The organism is Pseudomonas abietaniphila, from assembly GCF_900100795.1.
Classification (GTDB): domain Bacteria; phylum Pseudomonadota; class Gammaproteobacteria; order Pseudomonadales; family Pseudomonadaceae; genus Aquipseudomonas; species Aquipseudomonas abietaniphila.
The window spans coordinates 228,203-247,448 of the sequence record NZ_FNCO01000002.1 but is presented as its reverse complement, the minus strand read 5'-3'; the positions used below and the strand labels follow the sequence as shown (position 1 = coordinate 247,448).

At 66.6% G+C, this 19,246-nt stretch carries 23 protein-coding genes; 22 read left to right on the top strand and 1 reads right to left on the bottom strand.

Annotated features, from left to right (window positions below):
* Nucleotides 1-95: 95 nt before the first annotated feature.
* Genes pilL2 through BLS87_RS04435 form a run of 7 tightly spaced genes read left to right on the top strand, consistent with a single transcriptional unit; the run spans nt 96 to nt 6,121 of the window.
* Nucleotides 96-683, top strand: coding sequence for a PFGI-1 class ICE element type IV pilus protein PilL2 (gene pilL2, locus BLS87_RS04465; protein WP_074750561.1), 588 nt, complete (start codon nt 96-98; stop codon nt 681-683).
* Complete coding sequence (locus BLS87_RS04460) at nt 680-1,324, top strand: hypothetical protein (RefSeq protein ID WP_074750559.1); 645 nt, start codon at nt 680-682, stop codon at nt 1,322-1,324. Before pilL2 ends, BLS87_RS04460 begins: the two co-directional genes overlap by 4 nt.
* A gap of 14 nt (nt 1,325-1,338) precedes the next feature.
* Complete coding sequence (locus BLS87_RS04455; RefSeq protein ID WP_074750557.1) at nt 1,339-2,064, top strand: TIGR03759 family integrating conjugative element protein; 726 nt, start codon at nt 1,339-1,341, stop codon at nt 2,062-2,064.
* Complete coding sequence (locus tag BLS87_RS04450) at nt 2,046-2,636, top strand: transglycosylase SLT domain-containing protein (RefSeq protein ID WP_074750555.1); 591 nt, start codon at nt 2,046-2,048, stop codon at nt 2,634-2,636. The genes BLS87_RS04455 and BLS87_RS04450 overlap by 19 nt, the downstream gene beginning before the upstream one ends.
* The gene (locus BLS87_RS04445) at nt 2,633-3,178 is read left to right on the top strand and encodes an integrating conjugative element protein (RefSeq protein WP_074750553.1); all 546 of its coding nucleotides are present in this window, start codon (nt 2,633-2,635) and stop codon (nt 3,176-3,178) included. Before BLS87_RS04450 ends, BLS87_RS04445 begins: the two co-directional genes overlap by 4 nt.
* A gap of 4 nt (nt 3,179-3,182) precedes the next feature.
* The gene (gene traD, locus BLS87_RS04440) at nt 3,183-5,375 is read left to right on the top strand and encodes a type IV conjugative transfer system coupling protein TraD (RefSeq protein WP_074750551.1); all 2,193 of its coding nucleotides are present in this window, start codon (nt 3,183-3,185) and stop codon (nt 5,373-5,375) included.
* Nucleotides 5,372-6,121, top strand: a complete 750-nt coding sequence (locus tag BLS87_RS04435; protein WP_074750549.1) for a TIGR03747 family integrating conjugative element membrane protein — start codon at nt 5,372-5,374, stop codon at nt 6,119-6,121. Before traD ends, BLS87_RS04435 begins: the two co-directional genes overlap by 4 nt.
* Nucleotides 6,122-6,170: 49 nt before the next feature.
* Here the strand turns inward: BLS87_RS04435 and BLS87_RS04430 are convergent, their stop codons facing one another.
* Nucleotides 6,171-6,443, bottom strand: a complete 273-nt coding sequence (locus tag BLS87_RS04430) for a hypothetical protein (protein ID WP_208605136.1) — start codon at nt 6,441-6,443, stop codon at nt 6,171-6,173.
* Nucleotides 6,444-6,752: 309 nt separating this feature from the next.
* On the opposite strand from BLS87_RS04430, the gene BLS87_RS04425 reads away from it, so the two are divergent.
* The 15 genes from BLS87_RS04425 (at nt 6,753) to BLS87_RS04355 (ending at nt 19,241) form a co-directional block, all read left to right on the top strand.
* Entirely contained in the window at nt 6,753-7,133 is a 381-nt protein-coding gene (locus BLS87_RS04425; RefSeq protein ID WP_074750545.1) for an integrative conjugative element protein, RAQPRD family, read from the top strand.
* A complete protein-coding gene (locus BLS87_RS04420) occupies nt 7,130-7,363 on the top strand; it encodes a TIGR03758 family integrating conjugative element protein (protein WP_074750543.1) in 234 nt (77 codons plus the stop codon). Before BLS87_RS04425 ends, BLS87_RS04420 begins: the two co-directional genes overlap by 4 nt.
* Before the next feature lie 16 nt (nt 7,364-7,379).
* Nucleotides 7,380-7,736, top strand: a complete 357-nt coding sequence (locus tag BLS87_RS04415; RefSeq protein ID WP_074750541.1) for a TIGR03745 family integrating conjugative element membrane protein — start codon at nt 7,380-7,382, stop codon at nt 7,734-7,736.
* A 12-nt stretch (nt 7,737-7,748) separates the two neighbouring features.
* Entirely contained in the window at nt 7,749-8,147 is a 399-nt protein-coding gene (locus BLS87_RS04410; RefSeq protein ID WP_074750540.1) for a TIGR03750 family conjugal transfer protein, read from the top strand.
* Nucleotides 8,144-8,833, top strand: a complete 690-nt coding sequence (locus tag BLS87_RS04405; protein ID WP_074750538.1) for a PFL_4703 family integrating conjugative element protein — start codon at nt 8,144-8,146, stop codon at nt 8,831-8,833. Before BLS87_RS04410 ends, BLS87_RS04405 begins: the two co-directional genes overlap by 4 nt.
* The gene (locus tag BLS87_RS04400) at nt 8,830-9,747 is read left to right on the top strand and encodes a TIGR03749 family integrating conjugative element protein (protein WP_074750536.1); all 918 of its coding nucleotides are present in this window, start codon (nt 8,830-8,832) and stop codon (nt 9,745-9,747) included. Before BLS87_RS04405 ends, BLS87_RS04400 begins: the two co-directional genes overlap by 4 nt.
* Nucleotides 9,737-11,155 carry a TIGR03752 family integrating conjugative element protein gene (locus tag BLS87_RS04395; protein ID WP_004350605.1) on the top strand — a complete coding sequence of 473 codons (1,419 nt, stop codon included), beginning with the start codon at nt 9,737-9,739 and terminating at the stop codon, nt 11,153-11,155. The genes BLS87_RS04400 and BLS87_RS04395 overlap by 11 nt, the downstream gene beginning before the upstream one ends.
* Nucleotides 11,136-11,576: a TIGR03751 family conjugal transfer lipoprotein gene (locus BLS87_RS04390; RefSeq protein WP_003149753.1), complete on the top strand. Its 441-nt coding sequence runs from the start codon at nt 11,136-11,138 to the stop codon at nt 11,574-11,576. Before BLS87_RS04395 ends, BLS87_RS04390 begins: the two co-directional genes overlap by 20 nt.
* Entirely contained in the window at nt 11,576-14,467 is a 2,892-nt protein-coding gene (locus BLS87_RS04385) for a conjugative transfer ATPase (RefSeq protein ID WP_011516996.1), read from the top strand. The genes BLS87_RS04390 and BLS87_RS04385 overlap by 1 nt, the downstream gene beginning before the upstream one ends.
* A gap of 24 nt (nt 14,468-14,491) precedes the next feature.
* Nucleotides 14,492-15,256 (top strand): DsbA family protein, encoded by a 765-nt coding sequence (locus BLS87_RS04380; RefSeq protein ID WP_003149757.1) that lies wholly within the window; start codon nt 14,492-14,494, stop codon nt 15,254-15,256.
* Nucleotides 15,257-15,431: 175 nt separating this feature from the next.
* On the top strand, nt 15,432-15,926 hold the full coding sequence (gene radC, locus BLS87_RS04375) for a RadC family protein (protein ID WP_003149760.1): 495 nt from the start codon (nt 15,432-15,434) through the stop codon (nt 15,924-15,926).
* Between the two features lie 164 nt (nt 15,927-16,090).
* Complete coding sequence (locus tag BLS87_RS04370) at nt 16,091-16,537, top strand: TIGR03757 family integrating conjugative element protein (protein ID WP_004350615.1); 447 nt, start codon at nt 16,091-16,093, stop codon at nt 16,535-16,537.
* A complete protein-coding gene (locus BLS87_RS04365) occupies nt 16,534-17,484 on the top strand; it encodes a TIGR03756 family integrating conjugative element protein (protein WP_004350617.1) in 951 nt (316 codons plus the stop codon). The genes BLS87_RS04370 and BLS87_RS04365 overlap by 4 nt, the downstream gene beginning before the upstream one ends.
* Before the next feature lie 9 nt (nt 17,485-17,493).
* Nucleotides 17,494-18,888 (top strand): integrating conjugative element protein, encoded by a 1,395-nt coding sequence (locus tag BLS87_RS04360; protein WP_003149765.1) that lies wholly within the window; start codon nt 17,494-17,496, stop codon nt 18,886-18,888.
* Nucleotides 18,885-19,241, top strand: coding sequence for a hypothetical protein (locus BLS87_RS04355; protein WP_003149767.1), 357 nt, complete (start codon nt 18,885-18,887; stop codon nt 19,239-19,241). Before BLS87_RS04360 ends, BLS87_RS04355 begins: the two co-directional genes overlap by 4 nt.
* Nucleotides 19,242-19,246 lie beyond the last annotated feature (5 nt).

The window sequence follows — 19,246 nt, the reverse complement described above, 5'->3', positions numbered from 1 at the left end:
GCGGAGAAATCGGGCGCTACCTAGTTCGCATTGTTTGCTGCCGCTCGTGGCCCGAGCGGCGATGGTGAGGGCTCGATGTTTCAGGACGACGCGCCATGTGCCCCTCTCCACGCTGGTTTCACTATCCCGAACGCCGCCTGCTAGCGGGTTTTCTCGGCCTGCTTTGGTCGGTGCTGGCTGGCGGCTGCGCGACGACGAACGCACCGGTCGCGCCCGACACCATCGACGAAGTCTCGGTCGTGCCCGCACCCGAGGCCCCCGAGTACATCCCCGTCGTGCGCTACGGCCGCTACACCCTCGTGGAACTGGCACCGACAGCAGCTCAGCGCGACCTGCTGTTGCAGACCATCGATGTCGCCATGCCGGAGGACGCCCGCGCCACTGTCGGCGACAGGCTGCGGCATGTGCTCAAGCGCAGCGGCTACGGCTTGTGCCAGACGGCGCACGCGGTGATCGAGCTGTACGCACTGCCGCTGCCGGCGGCGCACCTGCACCTCGGCCCCATGACCCTGCGCGATGCGCTGCTCACACTGGCTGGCCCAGCCTGGAAACTGCATGCGGATGATCGCGCACGGCAGATCTGCTTCGAGCGGTCTGACGAAGGCGCAAGCGCGGAACCGGCTCCCGAGCCATCCGTTTTCGAAGCGGTGCAAACCTTCCCGATTGAGGAAGGCCGGCCATGAGCGACCCCCAGTTCTCCCGGCGCTCGGCCGCCGCCGTAGTGGTGCAGAGCCTGATGTGGCTGTGGCTGCTTGGCCTTAGTGTCCTCGTGGTCCTCAGCTACCGGGCCGTGAACGACCAGACCGATCAGGAACGGCTCGATACCCGCTTGCAGCGCCTTGAGGTGCAGGTAACGGGCCTGGCCGAAGCCACGCAGGACCTGCAGCAACAGCCTGCCGCCGCAACGGCCGCGGGCCTGCAAGACGCCCGTCGGGCCTTGGAAGCCCGCATTGCCGAGGTCGAGCAGACGCTGGGTAGCCATGCCGCTGCTGACGATCTTCAGGCGTTGCGCACGGAGGTCGAGCAGATCAAGGCGAGCCAGACCGCCGCGCGTGCCGCTGCACCCGTTCAGCCGCGCGCGTCGAGCAAGCCGGCCGCCTCCCGGCCCGCACCTCCGCCACTGCCGTTCCGCGTCGTCGGCAGGGAGCTGCGCGCCGGTCAGCGCAGCGTGTCGGTCACGCCGAATGGCGGCGATTTCACGCCTGATCAGCTTCAGGTGCTGCTGCCAGGCGATACGGTCGGCCCCTGGCGTTTGCAAGCCATCGAAGGCAGCACCGCAGTGTTTCAAGCCGGCGAGCAGACCCGTCGTGTGGCGATCCCCTGACCGGAGCACACACCATGAAGCCGTCGATCATCTTTTCCGCGCTCCTGCTCGCGTCTGCCCAGTGGCCCGCCTGGGCGCAGCAGCCCGCCACAGCTCTCGTCCGCAATGCGCAAAGCCAGGAGCGCCCGCTGGTCGCCCGCATTCTGGACGACCGGGTGTCGAGCGACTGGGGGCTGCAACCTCAGGAGTGGGCGCGCTACCGCGAACTTATGGACGGGCCGCTGGGCATCTACTCGCCGAACCTGGATCCGCTGTCGGTCTTGGGCATCGAGGCCCGCACGGATGAAGAGCGGCGGCGCTACGCGGAGCTGCAAGTGCAGGTCGAGGCGCGCCGCGTTGAGAAATTGTTGGCGTATCAGCGTGCCTACGACGATGCCTGGCAGCGTCTGAACCCCGGCATGCAGCGCGTGAACCTGCCCGACGACAAGCCCGGCACCGCCGCTGCACGCGGCAGCGGTCGCACGGCGGTGTTCGTCAAAGACGGTTGCGAAGCCTGCGGGCAGCTCGTTCAGCGCCTGCAATCCTCGGGCACCGAGTTCGACCTGTACATGGTCGGCAGCCGCCAGGACGACGGACGCATCCGCGACTGGGCCAAGCGGGTGAACGTCGATCCGGCGCGTGTGCGCAGCGGCAGTATCACCCTCAATCACGACAGTGGGCGCTGGCTGTCGCTGGGCCTGCCCGGCGATCTCCCTGCGGTCGTACGTGAGACCAACGGCCAATGGCAGCGCCAGCCGTAACCGCGTCCCTACGCGCACTGGCGCTTGCTACGGGTCTCTGTGCCTGCGTTGCGCCGGCCCAGGAGATTCCGCCGCCGGCATACCAGCTCGCCGCCCAGCGTGCGGACATCCCTTCAATTGTCCTCTATGCCGTGGCATTGCAGGAGAGCGGGATCCGGCGCAATGGACGCATCGTCCCGTGGCCATGGTCTCTCAACGTGGCCGGCCAATCACGTCGTTTCGCCACCCGCGCTGACGCCTGCGCGGGTTTGCAGCAGGCGATGCGCGCTACGCCGCATACGCGCATCGACGTGGGCCTCGGGCAGATCAACATCGGCTACCACAAGCACCGCTACGCCAGCACCTGCGATCTACTCGACCCGTACCGCAACCTCGCCGTCGCCGCTGAGATCCTGAAGGAGCAGCACAACGACGGCGAAGACTGGCTGCTCGCAACCGGCCGCTACCACCGCCCCGCGGGCGGCGAGCCCGCCGCGCGCTATCGGCGCAGCGTGTCCCGCCACATCGCGCGCGTGCAGGGCGCCCACCCGACCGCCGCGGCCCCTGCCGCGCACCAGGAGACATCCCCATGACGAAAACCCATCTGACCACTCTCACGGTCAAGGGCCTGCTTGCGCTGCTGGCCGGCATGCCGCTGGCCTCGCATGCCGGTGAACCGCTGATCGTGGTCGAGGACCTTGGTGGCACGTCGGCGCTGCCGTACTACGAGGCGCTGAACCTCCAACCCCGCAGCGACGCAGCCAGGCCACCCGTCCCAACACCTCAGGTTCCCGCGACGCCGACCGACGAGGCTGCGATGTTGCCGGTGCGCAGCCCGCAGCTTACGCCTGGCACGGTGACGCGCCGCGTGATCGAGGCGCCCGGCCTGCGGCCCTTCGCCATCGTGGGCGACGACGAGGCATCGCAGGTCTGGCTGCGGCGTCATGCGGCTTCCCTGCGCGAACGCGGCGCGGTTGGCCTGGTCGTCAACGTCGAGACCGAGCAGGGTCTAGCCCGGCTGCGCGCCCTGGCGCCCGGCGTGCCACTGGCGCCCGTGGCCGGTGACGATCTAGCTGTACGGCTGGGCCTGCGCCACTACCCGGTGCTGGTCACCGCCACAGCGATCGAGCAATGACGCCATGTCGGGTAAGCAGCCGGTCGAGGTCCTGCTGCGGCCAGCGGTGGAGCTATACACCGTTGCCGCATGCGCCGGCGCCGCGATTCTGTCCCTGGTGGCCCCCTGGTCGCTCGCGCTAAGCCCAGCTATGGGCGTGGGCAGCGCCCTGGCATTCGGGGCCTATGGCGCACTGCGTTACCGCGACGCGCGCGTCATCCTGCGCTATCGCCGCAACATCCGTCGCCTGCCGCGCTACGTGATGACCAGTCGCGACGTGCCCGTCAGCCAGCAGCGGCTCTTCGTAGGGCGCGGCTTTCTGTGGGAGCAGAAACACACCCACAGGTTGATGCAGACCTACAGGCCGGAATTCCGGCGCTACGTCGAGCCGACCCCCGCGTACCGGCTGGCAAGAAGGCTGGAAACACGCTTGGAGTTCGCGCCGTTCCCGCTATCCCACCTCGCGCGGCTCGCGAGCTGGGATGTGCCGATCAACCCCGCGCGGCCGTTGCCGCCCGTGGGAGGCTTGCCCCGGCTGCATGGCATCGAGCCGGATGAGATAGACGTCAGCCTGCCGCTTGGCGAGCGAGTCGGTCATTCCTTGGTTCTGGGCACTACGCGCGTGGGCAAGACCCGACTGGCCGAGTTGTTCGTGACCCAGGACATTCGTCGCAAGAGCGCTACGGGCGAGTACGAGGTCGTCATTGTCATCGATCCCAAGGGGGACGCCGACCTGCTGAAGCGGATGTACGTCGAAGCCCGGCGTGCGGGCCGTGAGGGCGAGTTCTATGTCTTCCACCTGGGATGGCCTGACATTTCGGCACGGTACAACGCTGTGGGCCGCTTCGGTCGCATCAGCGAAGTCGCGACCCGCGTGGCGGGGCAACTCTCCGGCGAGGGCAACAGCGCGGCCTTCCGGGAGTTCGCCTGGCGCTTCGTGAACGTCATTGCCCGCGCTTTGGTGGAGCTGGGGCAGCGACCGGACTACATGTTGATCCAGCGCCATGTGATCAACATTGATGCTCTGTTTCTGGAGTATGCCCAGCACTACTTTGCCAAACATGAGCCGAAGGCTTGGGAAATCATCGTCCAGCTCGAAGCGAGGCTGAACGACAAAAACATCCCCAGGAACATGATCGGGCGCGAGAAGCGTGTGGTCGCGCTGGAGCAGTACCTTTCCCAGGCGCGCAACTACGACCCGGTGCTGGACGGCCTGCGCAGTGCAGTGCGCTATGACAAGACCTATTTCGACAAGATTGTCGCGAGCTTGTTGCCGCTGCTGGAGAAGTTGACCAGTGGAAAAATCGCGCAACTCTTGGCCCCCAACTACTCCGACCTCAACGACCCCAGGCCCATCTTCGATTGGATGCAGATCATCCGTAAGCGGGCCATCGTCTATGTAGGCCTGGATGCGCTCTCCGACGCCGAGGTTGCAGCAGCGGTCGGCAATTCGATGTTCAGCGATCTCGTGTCGGTCGCTGGGCACATCTACAAGCACGGGGTGGACGACGGCCTGCCAGGCGCATCGACGGGCTCGCGTGTTCCGATCAACGTCCACGCCGACGAGTTCAACGAGTTGATGGGCGACGAGTTCATCCCGCTGATCAACAAGGGTGGCGGTGCCGGCCTGCAAGTCACTGCGTACACCCAGACCCTCTCGGACATCGAGGCTCGCATCGGCAACCGCGCGAAGGCGGGCCAGGTGATCGGGAATTTCAACAACCTGTTCATGCTGCGCGTGCGCGAGACCGCGACCGCTGAACTGCTGACCCGGCAATTGCCGAAGGTCGAGGTCTATACCACTACCATCGTAAGCGGCGCGACCGACAGCTCCGACATTCGCGGGGCCACGGATTTCACGTCGAACACGCAGGACCGCATCAGCATGTCCAGCGTTCCGATGATCGAACCGTCGCACATCGTGGGCTTGCCCAAGGGGCAATGTTTCGCGCTGCTGCAGGGCGGCCAGCTCTGGAAAATTCGCATGCCGCTGCCTGCACCGGACCCAGACGAAGTGATGCCCGCGGATTTGCAGCAACTGGCCGGATACATGCGCCAGAGCTACAGCGAGGCCACGCAGTGGTGGGAGTACACCAGCTCCCCCGTCTTGCAGGACGCGGCATTGCCCGAAGATCTACTGGTTGACGCCGCACCGGCCGAACCTGCCACAGTAGACACCGACACTGGCTCCGGCGCTGGCAACGAGGCCTCGCTATGAAGGATGCTGCCTCCACCGCGCAGCGGGAGCAAAGCCAGCGCCAGGGCTTGATCGTCGGCACGATCACCTTGCCGTTTCGACTGCTCGGCGTGCTGATCGGTTCGCTGTTTTTCTCGATCGTGGTGGAGTGCGTCGGCATGCACCTATTTTGGAAAGACCAGGGCTGGCGCCACTCTCAGCAGATGTTGCAGTACGAACTGAGTCACCTGTCCGGGCACTTCACGCGTAGCGTGGTCGTGCAGGAACCGGGACGCACGGCGCACGAGCTGGTGGATACTGGCTACGAATGGGTGTTCGTGCGTTCGGGGCTGCTGGAGCGCATGAGCCAGACCGCCGAGCGCGCTCGCGCGCCAAGCCAAGGGAAAAAGCGCAACTTCCGGTATTTCATCAGCCAGGTCTATGTCTGGACGGAAAGCTACCTGATTGCCGCCGCGTTCACCACGCTCACTTTCGTGGTACGCCTGCTGGTCCTTGCGCTCACGCTGCCGCTGATCTTCACGGCAGCCTTTGTCGGCCTGATCGACGGCCTTGTACGGCGCGACGTGAGGCGATTCGGCGCTGGAAGAGAGAGCGGCTTCATTTATCACCGCGCGAAAGCCAGCCTGATGCCGCTGGCCGTGTTGCCCTGGGTCACCTATTTGGCGCTACCGGTATCGGCGCATCCGCTGCTGATCCTGCTGCCGAGCGCCGCGTTGCTGGGGCTGGCGGTTTCCCTGACGGCAGGGAGCTTCAAGAAGTACTTGTAGATGGCCAGGCCAGGTGTTTGAGTACCTGGCCTCAGCGCGTCTGCGCGCACTACATCCGCTGAGCTACCCGTTCCCAGACCGTCCTCGCTGCTTCGCCGGACGACCCACCGACGCGTTCGATTTCAGCCTCGATCATTCCGACGATCTTGGCATGCCCGGTTTCGGCATCCTCCCATGTAGCGTATTGCCATAGCGGATTCGCCTCGCCATTGACGTTCACTTCCGTCTCGAACAGTGCGGGCCTCCCATCTGGCAAGGGGTTGTGCTCCAGGCCAAGGAATACCGTCGACACCCTAATGTCATCCAGACAGGTATCAGCCACGTGACGGTCAGCGGACCGAAACCAATCCCACCATTCCTTTCTGTCTGCGCAGGGCACGGCGCGACGGTCGACAAGTTTGTATTGCATAGGGTACGCGCTCAGTCGCTTGCAATCCTGAAAGAGTAACCCAACGCGCTGCTTCGTCCACTGCGACCAGAAACAGCCTGTTCTTGGGGGCTGCAGATCGCCTTTAACCCCCAGCCCCAGTGCCAGCCCATGAATCCGGTCGTATCCAAGTTCCTATTGTTTGCGGCCTAAAACAGCCCTGATCTCCACGATCAAGCCATTGCTGAACACAGGAATGGCGCGATGTTGGCTTCGATCTGGCTGCGCGCTGCACATCGCGGCGCGCCCACTTTTCTCGTGACGGCCCTCTCGCTGGGGCCGTCCCCGATGGCGCTGGCTGAGTCCCCGGCACAGCGCCAGGAGCTGGCCGCCGCGCTGCGCCAGCTTGACGCGCTGGAACGCACGGTCACGCACAGCGCCGCGCATGTCGCTGTCGTACCGGGCGAGCGCTACCACTTCGATTACCCCCGCCTGCTGGCTGATTTGGCGCGGGTGCGCGCCGGCATCCAAGACCACCTCACGCCCTCGCGCGCACAGCCGCGCGACCCGTCCGAGCTGGCCGGCAACTACCGCACCGAGCGGCCCAGCGAGGCACGGCCGACGACGCCGGAGGGCGAGCCATGACCGGCGCCCAAGTCTCGGCATTTCAGGCCAACAGCGGCATCACGCCCAACGCGATGGCGACCGTCCTGGTCGGCGCCGTCTTCGCGGTCCTGCTCGTCTGGGGCGTGTGGGCCATCCGAACGGCCTATGTCGGTTGGGCCGAGTCCCGGCTGAACCAGCGCCAGTTTCTGGGCGTCGTCGTGCGCTTTCTCGCGCTGTACCTCGTGCTGACCTACTTCCTCCTCTCCTGACCTGAAAGGACTGACCATGCAAAGCCATACTCCTACCCGTCTTGCCCAGCGCGCCGCCGTGGCCTTGGGCGCAGCACTGCTCCCCGCGCTCTCGTTCGCGCAGGGACTGCCCACGATCGAGAACCCCTCCAGGGGCACCGGCAACGGCATCATGGAGACGATCCGCAACTACGGCTACGACATCATCATGCTCGTGGCCCTCTTGGTAGTGGCGTCGGCATTCATTGGCGTCTGCTATCACGCGTATGGCACTTATGCGGAAATCCACAATGGCCGCAAAACGTGGGGCCAGTTCGGCTTGACCGTCGCCGTCGGCGCCATCTTGCTCGTGATCAGCATCTGGCTGCTCACCGAAGCCACCGGCATCCTGTAAGCGGGGCGGGTCATGTCCGAGCACCAGCACATCCGCGCGGATGGAACGGTCACATTCCTTCCGCACCGGCTCAATCGCCATCCCGTTGTCGTGCGCGGTCTGACGGCCGATGAGCTGTGGATCTGCTGCGGCCTGTCCGGCGGAGCCGCTCTTCTGATCGGCGCGCCGCTGTCCTGGGTATTCCGCACGATTGCCATCGCGCCGACGTTCGTCGTCTTGGGCGTGGCTCTGGGCGTATTCATCGGGGGCGGCATCCTGCGCCGCCTCAAGCGTGGGCGTCCCGACACCTGGCTGTATCGCCAACTGCAATGGCGCATCGCCACGCGCCATCCGCTGATGGCCGGCTGGGTGCGTGGCCACGTGCTGATCTCTCGCCCGGGCGTTTGGACCACCCGCAGGAGCACGCGATGAGCCGCTTCAAGAATGAGGTCGCGCACCTGCAGGCACACATCAAGACCTTGCGCCTCGGTGCTGGCGCACTGGTCATCGTGGCACTGGTCATGGGCGGAGGCTGGTGGAGCGCCCCGCGCGATCTGACCATCCACGTCCCGCCCGACCTGCGCTCCGGCAGCACCAGGAAGTGGTGGCAAGTTCCACCCGAGAGCGTGTACGCCTTTACGTTCTACGTGTTCCAGCAACTCAATCGCTGGCCGACGAATGGCGAGGAAGACTATCCGCGCAACCTGCACGCGCTGTCGTCCTACCTCACGCCATCCTGCCGCGAGTTCCTCAAGGCCGACTACGACTACCGGCGCAGCACGGGCGAGTTGCGACAGCGCGTGCGGGGGATTTATGAAATCCCTGGCCGTGGCTACGGCGACGATCCCACGGCGCGCGTGCGGGTGGTGTCCGACCGCGATTGGGTGGTGACGCTCGACATCAGCGCGGATGAGTACTACGGCGCGGAACAGGTCAAGCGCGCCTTGGTGCGCTATCCCATCAAGGTCGCGCGGGTGGACGTCGATCCCGCGCGTAACCCGTTCGGCCTGGCCCTCGATTGCTACGAAGGCGCACCGCAGCGCATCAGCGCCCCGGACCCAACACCCCGCGCACGGGGCGGCCTGTCTCCGCAGGCACCTCAAGGAGAAACCCCATGAAGCAGCATCGTGTACGCGCATTGCTGGGGCTGCTGGTCCTGCTCGCGGTGCCCGTAGCCAATGCGGTGGAGATCCTGCGTTGGGAGCGGATGCCGCTCGCTGTGCCGCTGAAAGTCGGCCAGGAGCGCATCGTGTTCGTAGATCGCAACGTGCGCGTGGGCGTGCCGGCCAGCGTGGGCGAACGCTTGCGCGTGCAGAGCGCAGGCGGCGCGGTCTACCTGCGCGCAAACGAACCGATCGAGCCCACGCGCCTGCAACTGCAAGATGCGGACACCGGCACGTTGATCCTGCTCGACATCGCCGCCGAGCCAGCCGAGAACGGCGAAGCCGAACTGGAGCCGGTGCGCATCGTCGAGGGCGGCGGCAGTCCGATGCGCTACGGCGATCAGCCGGACGGTGCCGGCGATCCCCCGGTACGTACCTCGGATCAGACAGGCGCCAGGACGGCCCGGCGCGAAACCCCGATTCCCGTGGTCTTGACCCGCTTCGCGGCGCAGAACCTTTATGCACCGCTGCGCACGGTAGAGCCGCTGCCGGGCGTGATGCGTGTCAATTTGCGCCGCGACATGGACCTGGACACACTGATGCCAACGCTGCCGGTGCGCGCGGTCGCGCTCGCGTCGTGGCGCCTGGAAGACCAATGGGTGACTGCCGTGCGCCTTACCAACACCGGCGCCGACTGGGTCGCGCTCGACCCGCGCGTGCTGCAAGGCGATTTCCTCACCGCCACCTTCCAGCACGAGGCGCTGGGCCCGCGCGGCACGCCCGAGGACACGACCGTCCTCTACCTGGTCACGGGCGGCCGCGGCCTCGCGCAGTCGCTGCTGCCGGCGATTCACCGCTTCGACCCTGCCGTGCATCTGCCGCAGCCGGACGGCGACGAGAACGCCAAGGAGGCCCGCCATGCGCAGTAACGGCCTGCTCAAGTGGCTGATGATCCCTGTCGCCATCCTGGTGCTGTTCGTCGGTATCCGGCTGTTCTCGGGTGGAGGCAGCACGGCGCCACCCGCGGCGGACAACGGCGCCCAGCTCACGCCCGAGGAAATGAAGGCGCTGGGCATCGAAGGCGACACCCCGCGCGACACCGTGGCGACGCTCGTTGCCCAAGTGAAGCAGTTGCGCACCGAGCTTCAGACCGCGCTCTCGGACAACAAGTCGCAGCGTGAAGAGAACCAGCGACTGCGCCAGCGCGAGAACTCCATCGACCAGCGCATCAACTCGGCGCTCGAATCCGAGCGGTCCAACCTGCGCCGCGACCAGGAGCAGGCGGCCAGCGCGCGCCAGCAGACCGAAGGGCTGCTCGCCGACCTGCAGCGGCGCCTGGACAGCATCGGCGGGCGCGGCGGCGGCCATGCGGACCTGCCCGTGGGCCTGGGGCTGCAGGGCGGCGACGAGGCCGGCATGGAGGGCGGCGTGCGGTGGGTCGAGCCGGACGACGCAAAGCCCGCCGAGGGGCGCAACGGCGGTCGTGGCGCGAGCGGCGGAATGAGCTTCCCCACGAGCTTCGGCCCGGCGCAGAGCACGCTCGAAACCACCGCGGAAACCGTGGCCAACGCGGGCGCCCGCGCCTCTGGGGTCAAGAGTGCCAAGCCGGTCTATACCGTGCCGACCAACTCCACGCTCATGGGTTCGGTCGCCATGACCGCGCTGATCGGCCGCGTGCCGATCGACGGCACGGTCAACGATCCCTATCCGTTCAAAGTCCTGGTCGGGCCGGACAACCTGACCGCCAATGGCATCGACATTCCCGACGTGGCCGGCGCCGTGTTCAGCGGCACCGCATCGGGCGACTGGACGCTTTCGTGCGTGCGCGGCCAGGTGCGCAGCATCACGTTCGTCTTCAACGACGGCACGATCCGCACGATCCCCGAAGACCGCGAGGGCAACCAGCAGAACAACCAGCAACGCGACGGCTTGGGCTGGATCAGCGACCCGCACGGCATCCCCTGCGTCAGCGGCGAGCGGCGCAGCAACGCCCAGCAGTACCTCGGCTCGCAGGCCCTGATCACCGCGGCCGGTGCCGGCGTGGCCTCGCTCATCGAGAGCGACAGCGGCCGCATGTCCTATGTCGGCTCGGACGGCTCCATCGGCACCGTGGGCATCACCGGCCAGGAAGCGGTCGGCCAGATTCTCGCGGGCGGTGTCCGGGACATGTCGGCCTGGGTCAACAAGCTCTACGGCCAGGCGTTCGCCGCCGTCTATGTGCAGCCCGGCGCCAAGGTCGCCGTCCACCTCGAAAAACCGCTCGCCATCGACTTCGATCCCGAAGGCCGCAAGGTCGATCACCGCGCAGGAGAAAGCCATGCTCTCGAACTCGATTAAGGGCCTGGTGCTGGCCCTCGCCGTCGCGGTGCTCGGCGGCTGCGCCACCAGCAAGGAAAAGCTGCTGACCCACGGTGACCGCACGATGATGGACATCTGGCAGCAGGAGGCCGGCGACGGCGGTGGCGCAGCCGGACGGAACGCCGGCCGCCAGCTGCTCGATGCGCGCCAGAGCCTGCGTCGGCCCCTGACCGACGCCGACGTGCAGGCCGCACCTGTCGAGCAGATGCGCTACACGCGCACCGCGCGCAATGAGGTCCACCGCCAGTTCCAGCGCCTGCCCAATCCCGATCTCGTGATGTACGTGTACCCGCATCTGGCCGGCACCGATCCCGTGCCGGTGCCCGGCTACACGACCGTCTTCCCGCTCTACCAGCGCATCCAGTACGCGATGCCGGGCGAGCGCGTGGAGGACTACTGATGCGGTGGAAACTCCCATGGCCGAAGCTGGCCGGCGCCGGCTCCAGTAGCCCGGCTAGCGATGAGCAGCCGGACAGCTGGCAGCGCCACGTCGAGGCCTTGCGCCAGGCCGGCATCCCCGAACCCGGTTCGGCAGTCCACGGCCGCAAGCCAGCGACCGTGGCCGACGAGCAGGCGCTGTACGACGTTGCGCCGTCCTTCGTGGAACTGCTGCCCTGGGTGGAGTTCTTGCCCGGGTCGAAATCGATGCTCCTGGAGGATGGCCAATCGGTGGCGGCGTTCTACGAACTGGTGCCGCTGGGCACCGAAGGCCGGGAACCCGGCTGGCTCGCGCATGCCCGCGACGCCCTGGAAAACGCGCTTCAGGACAGTTTCGATGAACTGGACGAGAACCCGTGGGTGCTCCAGCTCTATGCCCAGGACGAACCGAGCTTCGACCAGTACATGCAGACCTTGCGCGATTACGTGCAGCCACGTGCGCGCGGCTCGGCGTTCACCGAGTTCTACTTGCGCTTCTTCGGCCACCACCTGCGCGCTGTGGCCAAGCCCGGCGGCCTGTTCGAGGACACGGTGGTTACGCGGCTGCGCTGGCGCGGGCAGACGCGGCGTGTGCGCATGGTGGTGTACCGCCGCGCGAGCGGACAGGGACAGGCAAACCGCCGCGGCCAGACACCCGAGCAGATGCTGGGCATCGTCTGCGACCGCCTATGCGGCGGCCTGGCGAACGCCGGCATCCAGGCCCGGCGCATGGTTGCAGCGGACGTTCACGACTGGCTGCTGCGATGGTTCAACCCCCGCCCCACGCTGCTCGGCCCTGGGGTGGAGGACCGGGAGCGCTTCTACGCGTTGGCGCGCTATCCGGACAGTACCGAGGAAAGCGAGGCCGGCGAGATCGAGTTGGCGAGCGGGCGGGATTTCAGCCAGCGGCTGTTCTTTGGGCAGCCGCGCTCGGACGTGGCGCAAGGGGCCTGGTACTTCGACGGCATGCCGCACCGCGTGCTGATCACCGACCGGCTGCGCATGCCGCCCGGCACCGGGCACCTGACCGGCGAGACCCGCAAGGGAGACGCGATCAACACGCTATTCGATCAGATGCCCGAGGACACCTTGATGTGTCTCACCATGGTGGCCACGCCGCAGGACGTCCTCGAATCGGACCTCAACCATCTGGCGAAGAAAGCTGTGGGCGAGACGCTGGCGTCGGAGCAGACGCTCAAGGACGTGCATGAAGCCCGCTCCCTGATCGGCAGCGCGCACAAGCTCTACCGGGGCACTCTGGCGTTCTACCTACGCGGGCGCGACGAGGCGGAACTGGATCGGCGCGGCCTGGACCTCGCGAACGTGATGCTCAACGCCGGCCTGCAGCCGGTGCGCGAGGACGACGAGGTGGCGCCGCTCAACAGCTACCTGCGCTGGCTGCCGTGCTGCTACAACCCCGGCAAGGACCGGCGCCGGTGGTACACGCAACTGATGTTCGCCCAGCACGCGGCGAACCTGTCGCCGGTGTGGGGCCGCGCCCAGGGCACGGGGCACCCCGGCATCACGATGTTCAATCGCGGAGGCGGCCCGATTACGTTTGACCCCTTGAACAGGTTGGATCGGCAGATGAATGCCCATCTGTTCCTGTTCGGTCCCACGGGCTCGGGCAAGAGCGCCACGCTCAACAACCTGCTGAACCAGGTCACCGCGATCTATCGGCCGCGCCTCTTCATCGTGGAAGCCGGCAACAGCTTCGGCTTGTTCAGCGACTTCGCCAGGCGCCTGGGGCTGACCGTGAACCGGGTCAAGCTGGCACCCGGCTCGGGCATCAGCCTGGCGCCGTTCGCCGACGCACGCCGGCTGATCGAAACGCCCAGCGACGTGCAGACGCTCGATGCCGATGCACTGGACGAAGACCTGCCACCGGATGCCTCGGCCATGGAGGCGGACGAGCAGCGCGACGTGCTGGGCGAGCTGGAGATCACGGCACGGCTGATGATCACGGGCGGCGAAGACAAGGAAGAAGCGCGGATGACGCGGGCCGACCGCTCGCTGATCCGCCAGTGCATCCTCGACGCGGCCGAACATTGCGTGGCAGAGAAGCGCACTGTGCTCACGCGCGATGTGCGCAATGCGCTGCGCACCCGCGGCCAGGACCCGACGTTGCCCGAGATGCGGCGCGTGCGGCTGCTGGAGATGGCGGACGCGATGGACATGTTCTGCCAAGGCACGGACGGCGAGATGTTCGACCGCGACGGCACGCCGTGGCCCGAGGCCGACATCACGCTGGTCGATCTGGCGACCTACGCCCGCGAGGGCTACAACGCGCAGCTCTCGATCGCGTACATCAGCCTCATCAGCACGGTGAACAACATCGCGGAGCGTGACCAGTATCTCGGCCGCCCGATCATCAACGTGACCGACGAAGGCCACGTGATCACCAAGAACCCGCTGCTCGCGCCGTATACCGTGAAAATTACAAAAATGTGGCGCAAGCTGGGGGCCTGGTACTGGCTAGCTACACAAAATATTGACGACCTACCGCGCGCCGCGGAGCCGATGCTCAACATGATCGAGTGGTGGATCTGCCTGTCGATGCCCCCCGATGAAGTGGAGAAGATCGCGCGGTTCCGCGAACTGAGCCAAGCGCAGAAAGCGCTGATGCTCTCGGCACGCAAGGAAGCGGGCAAGTTCACCGAGGGCGTCATCCTCTCCAAGAGCATGGAGGTGCTCTTCCGCGCCGTGCCGCCGAGCCTGTATCTCGCGCTCGCGCAGACCGAACCCGAAGAGAAGGCCGAGCGCTACCAGCTCATGCAGCAGCACGGCGTCAGCGAGTTGGATGCCGCCTTCAAGGTGGCCGAGAAGATCGACCGGGCACGCGGCATCGAGTCGCCGGCCCTGGACCTGCCCTGAATCTGCCGTACACCGGAGAACGCCATGGAACAGAAACGCCCATCCATTCCGATGCAGGTCCAGGCGTTCCGTCGTCGGCGCTGGCAGTTCCGCTGGCCCTGGGCATTGGCCGCGGTGCTGGTTGCGCTGCTGCTGATCTGGCTCGTGTCACGTTCGCCAGGCGGGTCCACACCTCAGACTTCGGCGCCAGTCAGCGACACGCAGGTGGCTGGGCCTCCGTGGCAGATGGGCAATCCGGAAGGGCGTTTCACGCTGACGCTCTACGCGGACCTCGAATGCCCGTTCTGCCGGTCCTATTTTCCAGTGCTCAAGCGTTGGGTGGCCGGCAATGCGGACGTGACCTTGCAATGGCACCACCTGCCGTTGGCCGCGCATGAGCCAGCCGCGTCCGCCGAAGCGCGCCTGGCGGAATGCGCGGGCGAAGCCGGCAGCCATGCCGCCTTTTGGCAGGCCGTCGAATGGGTCTATGCCCACACGCGGAGCGACGGCCAGGGCTTGCCTGAAGGGCTGCGCTACCCCGACCTCACTCCAGCGATCGAGCAGTGTCTGGCGAGCGAGCGGCCCGATGCACCGATCCGCGCCCAGACGGCGGAAGCCACGAACAGCGGCGTGATCGCCACGCCATCGCTGCGGCTGCACGATCGCGAAACCGGCAAGGCGATCCTGCTGCAGGGCCCGATCGAGGGCGATGCCTTGCTGTCGGCCATGGACATGCTCGCGGCCGGCGATCCCGCCGCCATACCCACATCGGAAATGCCTGCCGACGTCGTCGGCGACATGCCCAGGTAGCCCCGGTCTTCAAGGCTACGGCGCAGTCCGCTGCGCTGACCGCAACCCGTTCGCCTCGCATCCTGGCCGCGAACGATCACCGCCACCGCGGTGATGGATGCACCTTGTTCGTTCCCCAGGAGGGCTTGCCCTCCCCGGGCGCGCGCCCTCCGATCTCACCATTTGGAGGTTCGCCATGTCTTTCGTCGTCAATGACTCCTGCCTGGAGTCGCTTTCCGCCATCGCTGCCCAGCACGAGGACTGGATCATCCAGCAAGCCATTGCGCTGCTGGAGAAGCGGGTTTTCAAAGCGGGTCCGAAACTCCTCGACCCCACGGCCGTGCGCGACTACCTGCGCGTGAAGCTGGTGGCCGAGCCCAACGAAATATTCGTCGCTGTGTTCCTGGACAGCATGCACCAGGTACTGGCCTACGAGCCGCTGTTCAGGGGCACGATCAACGCGACTTCGGTCTATCCGCGTGTCGTTGTGCAGCGTGTTCTGCAGTTGAATGCGGCCGCGGTGGTCTTCGCGCACCAGCACCCCTCGGGCATTTCCGAGCCGTCGAGCGCGGATCGCATGCTGACCCAGCAACTGCAGGCCGCGCTGGCGCTCATCGATGTGCGGGTACTGGACCACATCATCGTCGGCCAGGGTGCCCCGTTCTCCTTTGCGGAGTCCGGCCTGCTGTAAGGGTTGTACTGCTTCGTTGATCAGCGCGGAGGCTTCGGCCTCCGCATTTTTCTGCGCGGCGACACAAGCAGGTATGCGGGGTGGCCGCGATGCGCATTGTTTGTTGGGGCCGCATGGGGTTCGGCGTTTGACTATGGCCCTGATCAACTTCCGGGGTGCAAGACATGCCAGGAGCTTTTACCCGGTTCGCACCAGGCTGGCGAACCCTTGGCCTGGCCATCGTGCTGCCGGCGTCGTTCGCGGCATTCAGCCCGGCCGCGTTCGCCGCCGACGTGGTGGTCGTCACCGACAGCCGCCACCCGGTCAAGACCATGGGCGGCGAGCGGCTGATCGAGCTGGACCGGGCATCCGGGCTCGAAGCAGAGCTTTCCGCAGATCTGCCAGCCGACCCCGAGCGCGCAGCAGCCATCGTCCGGCAACGCCTGAACCAAGGCGGCACCGACCTTCAGCGCCGCATTGGCACCGCCTACCAGGGCATCACCGACGCATGGAGTTTGGGTGTCACGACCATCCCGGCCGTCGTGGTGGACCAACGCTATGTGGTCTATGGCGAGCCTGACGTGGCCCGGGCCGTGTCCTGCATCGAGCAGCACCGGAGGAGGCAACCGTGACCTATCGCCCATTCGACCTGCTGCGCCGCCTGCGCGTCGCCGTGGCCTCGCTGCTGCTGGTCAGCGCCACGGGCAGCTACGCCCTGAACACCGTCACCATCGTGTCCTCCGTCATGTCGCCGGACTGCCTGGAGTACCGGGTGGTGGGCATCTGCTACTGGCTGTATTGCACCTATGGCGGCTGCTCGGTGCGCACGTCCACCAAGGTCCGGCACTACGTCCCCGATGCGGTCGTCTCCAGCTACAGCAACACCGGAGAGAACCCCTGGGTCGAAGTGCGAGCGATGAGCATGCCGAACGCCTCGGCCCAGGCAGGCGGCGACGGCACCACCAACGAAGACCACGAAAACAACCTCGCCAAATTCAAGAACGCCGATGTCATCGGCCATCCCGGCGGCGAGGTGTTCAACCAGTTCGCCTCGTCCTCGGGCTATTTTTGCCAAGGCGCGGGAACGGCCTTCATGCCGTATCTGCTCAGCACCTTGGACACGCTGGCCTGGCGCTACAACGTGCCCGAGATGGCCTACCCGGAGGCGCTGATCCCGGGCCGGCGCGAGGTCGGTGCGCGCACCACGATGAACCTCTGGGGCAATGTCTATCCGCGCGGCGGCTTCCTGCACCAGACCGACGACCACAAATCCGGGGCGGTCGTGGCTCAGCGCGCCGGTGACGTCGTCACGCGGCGCGGGCAGTTGCACGTGTACCAGCCGCTGCTCGCCAACGCGCGTGATGGCTACTGGCCGGCCGGCGCGCTGATGGAAGGTGATGCCTCGACCGGCAAGTGGCAGGAACTGACGCCGCGCCTGTCGAACACCTGCGTGGTGTTCCCCCACAGCGGCACGCTGACCCAAGCCCAGCAAGGCGACTACGCGTGGGCGCTGTGGCGTCCGTATGCGTGCTGCGAACGCCGGGGCCAGGTGTTCCTCGGCAGCGTCGATTTCCTCTGAGGTGCCACGATGAAGCGTCCTGAACCGAAGAACCTGTCCACCAAGGCGTGCCGCCTGCTGCGCCCGACGGCACTGGCCGGCACGCTCGCCCTGGTCTGCGGCCTGGCGTGGGCACAGGTCGGATACCAGAACAGCGGCCCCGTCATTGGCGATGACGTCATGTACTCGATCGGCGGCGGCAGCGCGGTGTCCATGGGCCGCGCGGCCGGCATGCGCTCCATCGGGGTCGGTGTGGGGTGGAACAGCAACCTGATCTGCGGCGACATGAGCATCCAGACCACGCTGCGCAATCAGCTCAACGGCATCACGAACGGCTTTCAGCAGATCATGAGCAACGTAATCCAGAGCGCCACCAGCGCGGTAGCGTCCCTGCCGGCGCTGATCATTCAGCGCGCCGATCCGGGCCTGTACAACCTGCTGACCAACGGCGTGCTGCAGGCGCGGCTGGACTTCGACCGCTCCAAGCTGACGTGCCGCGCCATGGCGGAGAAGATGGCCGAGACAGCGGGTGGCCAGCTTGGCTGGAGCCAGATGGCCGAAGGCATGGCCTTGCGTGACGCGGTTGGCAGCAACGATGCCGTGTCGGCCGTCGAGCAGGCCGAGACGCGCCGCGGCAACGACGGCGTGCCCTGGGTGGGTGGCAGCAATGCTGGTGGCGCAGGCCAGTCCGCCATCCGGGTGGTCGGCGACGTCACCCGCGCGGGCTACAACCTGGTCAACGGTCGTGGCGTGACGGACACATCCTCCATCGCGTCCGCCAGTTGTGCGAGCCTGTCCTGCCAGACCTGGACGTCGCCGCAGCAGGCGACCGAATGGGCCACGCGGGTCCTCGGAGAGCAGGTGCAGCGCACCTGCGACTCCTGCACCAAGACCGAGACGGTGCCCGGCGTCGGGCTGACGCCGCTGATCCAGGAAGAGTACGAGGCGAAGCTGGAGGTCCTTCAGGAGCTGGTTTCCGGCACGCGCACTACCACCTTTGAGAACCTGCGCGAGGCTGGCAGCACGTCGCTGCCAATCACGCGTGGCGTGATCGAGGCGCTGCGCGACGAGCCGGACCAGGACCTTCTGGCGCGGCGCCTCGCGTCGGAGGTGGCGCTGTCGTCGGTGCTGGAAAAAGCGCTGCTGCTCCAGCGCACGCTGCTCACGGGCAAGAAGGAGCCCAACGTCGCAGCCAACGAACTCGCGGTCAAGGCCGTGAACCACGAGAGCGACACGCTCGACCGGGAGATCCGCAACCTGAAGACGGAGCTGGAGCTTCGGCGCGAGCTGGCAAACAACTCACCGATGGCCATCATCCAGCGGCACGGTACGCGCGCGGCAGGCTCGCGCGGCATCTACGAGGGTGATCCGGTACCCGACCGCCTCGACCAGTTGCAGAAGGGCAATCCAGGAGCCAGGCCATGAGCGCGGCGCGCATGACTTGGCGCCCCTTGCGCTGGCTGTTCAGCCGGCGCGCGGCGAAGGCGCTGCTGTGGACGGTGCTGATCGTTGCCGCCGCGGTCGCGGCCAACATCGCCGGCATCTACCTGGTCGGCAGCGTTGCCGGCTGGGAGCGGTGGCTCGCCGCCGCTGCGGGTTACTTATTCGTGTGGCGGCTGTGTCTATACGGGGCGACGGTGTACGGGTGGATCTGGATGCGCCGCCGGCTGCTGGTACGTGAGGACGACGCCCAGGCGCGGCACCGCCTGGTGCGCACCGAGATCGCAGGCGTCGTCGCCATCGTGGCGCTGGAAGCCAGCCTGTTGATGCAGGGCTGAGAGGA

What these genes read in the sequence shown, in the direction of transcription:
- pilL2 (WP_074750561.1), top strand. Translation starts at nt 96, where the DNA reads ATGTGCCCCTCTCCACGCTGGTTTCACTATCCCGAACGCCGCCTGCTA.
- BLS87_RS04460 (WP_074750559.1), top strand. Translation starts at nt 680, where the DNA reads ATGAGCGACCCCCAGTTCTCCCGGCGCTCGGCCGCCGCCGTAGTGGTG.
- BLS87_RS04455 (WP_074750557.1), top strand. Translation starts at nt 1,339, where the DNA reads ATGAAGCCGTCGATCATCTTTTCCGCGCTCCTGCTCGCGTCTGCCCAG.
- BLS87_RS04450 (WP_074750555.1), top strand. Translation starts at nt 2,046, where the DNA reads ATGGCAGCGCCAGCCGTAACCGCGTCCCTACGCGCACTGGCGCTTGCT.
- BLS87_RS04445 (WP_074750553.1), top strand. Translation starts at nt 2,633, where the DNA reads ATGACGAAAACCCATCTGACCACTCTCACGGTCAAGGGCCTGCTTGCG.
- traD (WP_074750551.1), top strand. Translation starts at nt 3,183, where the DNA reads ATGTCGGGTAAGCAGCCGGTCGAGGTCCTGCTGCGGCCAGCGGTGGAG.
- BLS87_RS04435 (WP_074750549.1), top strand. Translation starts at nt 5,372, where the DNA reads ATGAAGGATGCTGCCTCCACCGCGCAGCGGGAGCAAAGCCAGCGCCAG.
- BLS87_RS04425 (WP_074750545.1), top strand. Translation starts at nt 6,753, where the DNA reads ATGTTGGCTTCGATCTGGCTGCGCGCTGCACATCGCGGCGCGCCCACT.
- BLS87_RS04420 (WP_074750543.1), top strand. Translation starts at nt 7,130, where the DNA reads ATGACCGGCGCCCAAGTCTCGGCATTTCAGGCCAACAGCGGCATCACG.
- BLS87_RS04415 (WP_074750541.1), top strand. Translation starts at nt 7,380, where the DNA reads ATGCAAAGCCATACTCCTACCCGTCTTGCCCAGCGCGCCGCCGTGGCC.
- BLS87_RS04410 (WP_074750540.1), top strand. Translation starts at nt 7,749, where the DNA reads ATGTCCGAGCACCAGCACATCCGCGCGGATGGAACGGTCACATTCCTT.
- BLS87_RS04405 (WP_074750538.1), top strand. Translation starts at nt 8,144, where the DNA reads ATGAGCCGCTTCAAGAATGAGGTCGCGCACCTGCAGGCACACATCAAG.
- BLS87_RS04400 (WP_074750536.1), top strand. Translation starts at nt 8,830, where the DNA reads ATGAAGCAGCATCGTGTACGCGCATTGCTGGGGCTGCTGGTCCTGCTC.
- BLS87_RS04395 (WP_004350605.1), top strand. Translation starts at nt 9,737, where the DNA reads ATGCGCAGTAACGGCCTGCTCAAGTGGCTGATGATCCCTGTCGCCATC.
- BLS87_RS04390 (WP_003149753.1), top strand. Translation starts at nt 11,136, where the DNA reads ATGCTCTCGAACTCGATTAAGGGCCTGGTGCTGGCCCTCGCCGTCGCG.
- BLS87_RS04385 (WP_011516996.1), top strand. Translation starts at nt 11,576, where the DNA reads ATGCGGTGGAAACTCCCATGGCCGAAGCTGGCCGGCGCCGGCTCCAGT.
- BLS87_RS04380 (WP_003149757.1), top strand. Translation starts at nt 14,492, where the DNA reads ATGGAACAGAAACGCCCATCCATTCCGATGCAGGTCCAGGCGTTCCGT.
- radC (WP_003149760.1), top strand. Translation starts at nt 15,432, where the DNA reads ATGTCTTTCGTCGTCAATGACTCCTGCCTGGAGTCGCTTTCCGCCATC.
- BLS87_RS04370 (WP_004350615.1), top strand. Translation starts at nt 16,091, where the DNA reads ATGCCAGGAGCTTTTACCCGGTTCGCACCAGGCTGGCGAACCCTTGGC.
- BLS87_RS04360 (WP_003149765.1), top strand. Translation starts at nt 17,494, where the DNA reads ATGAAGCGTCCTGAACCGAAGAACCTGTCCACCAAGGCGTGCCGCCTG.
- BLS87_RS04355 (WP_003149767.1), top strand. Translation starts at nt 18,885, where the DNA reads ATGAGCGCGGCGCGCATGACTTGGCGCCCCTTGCGCTGGCTGTTCAGC.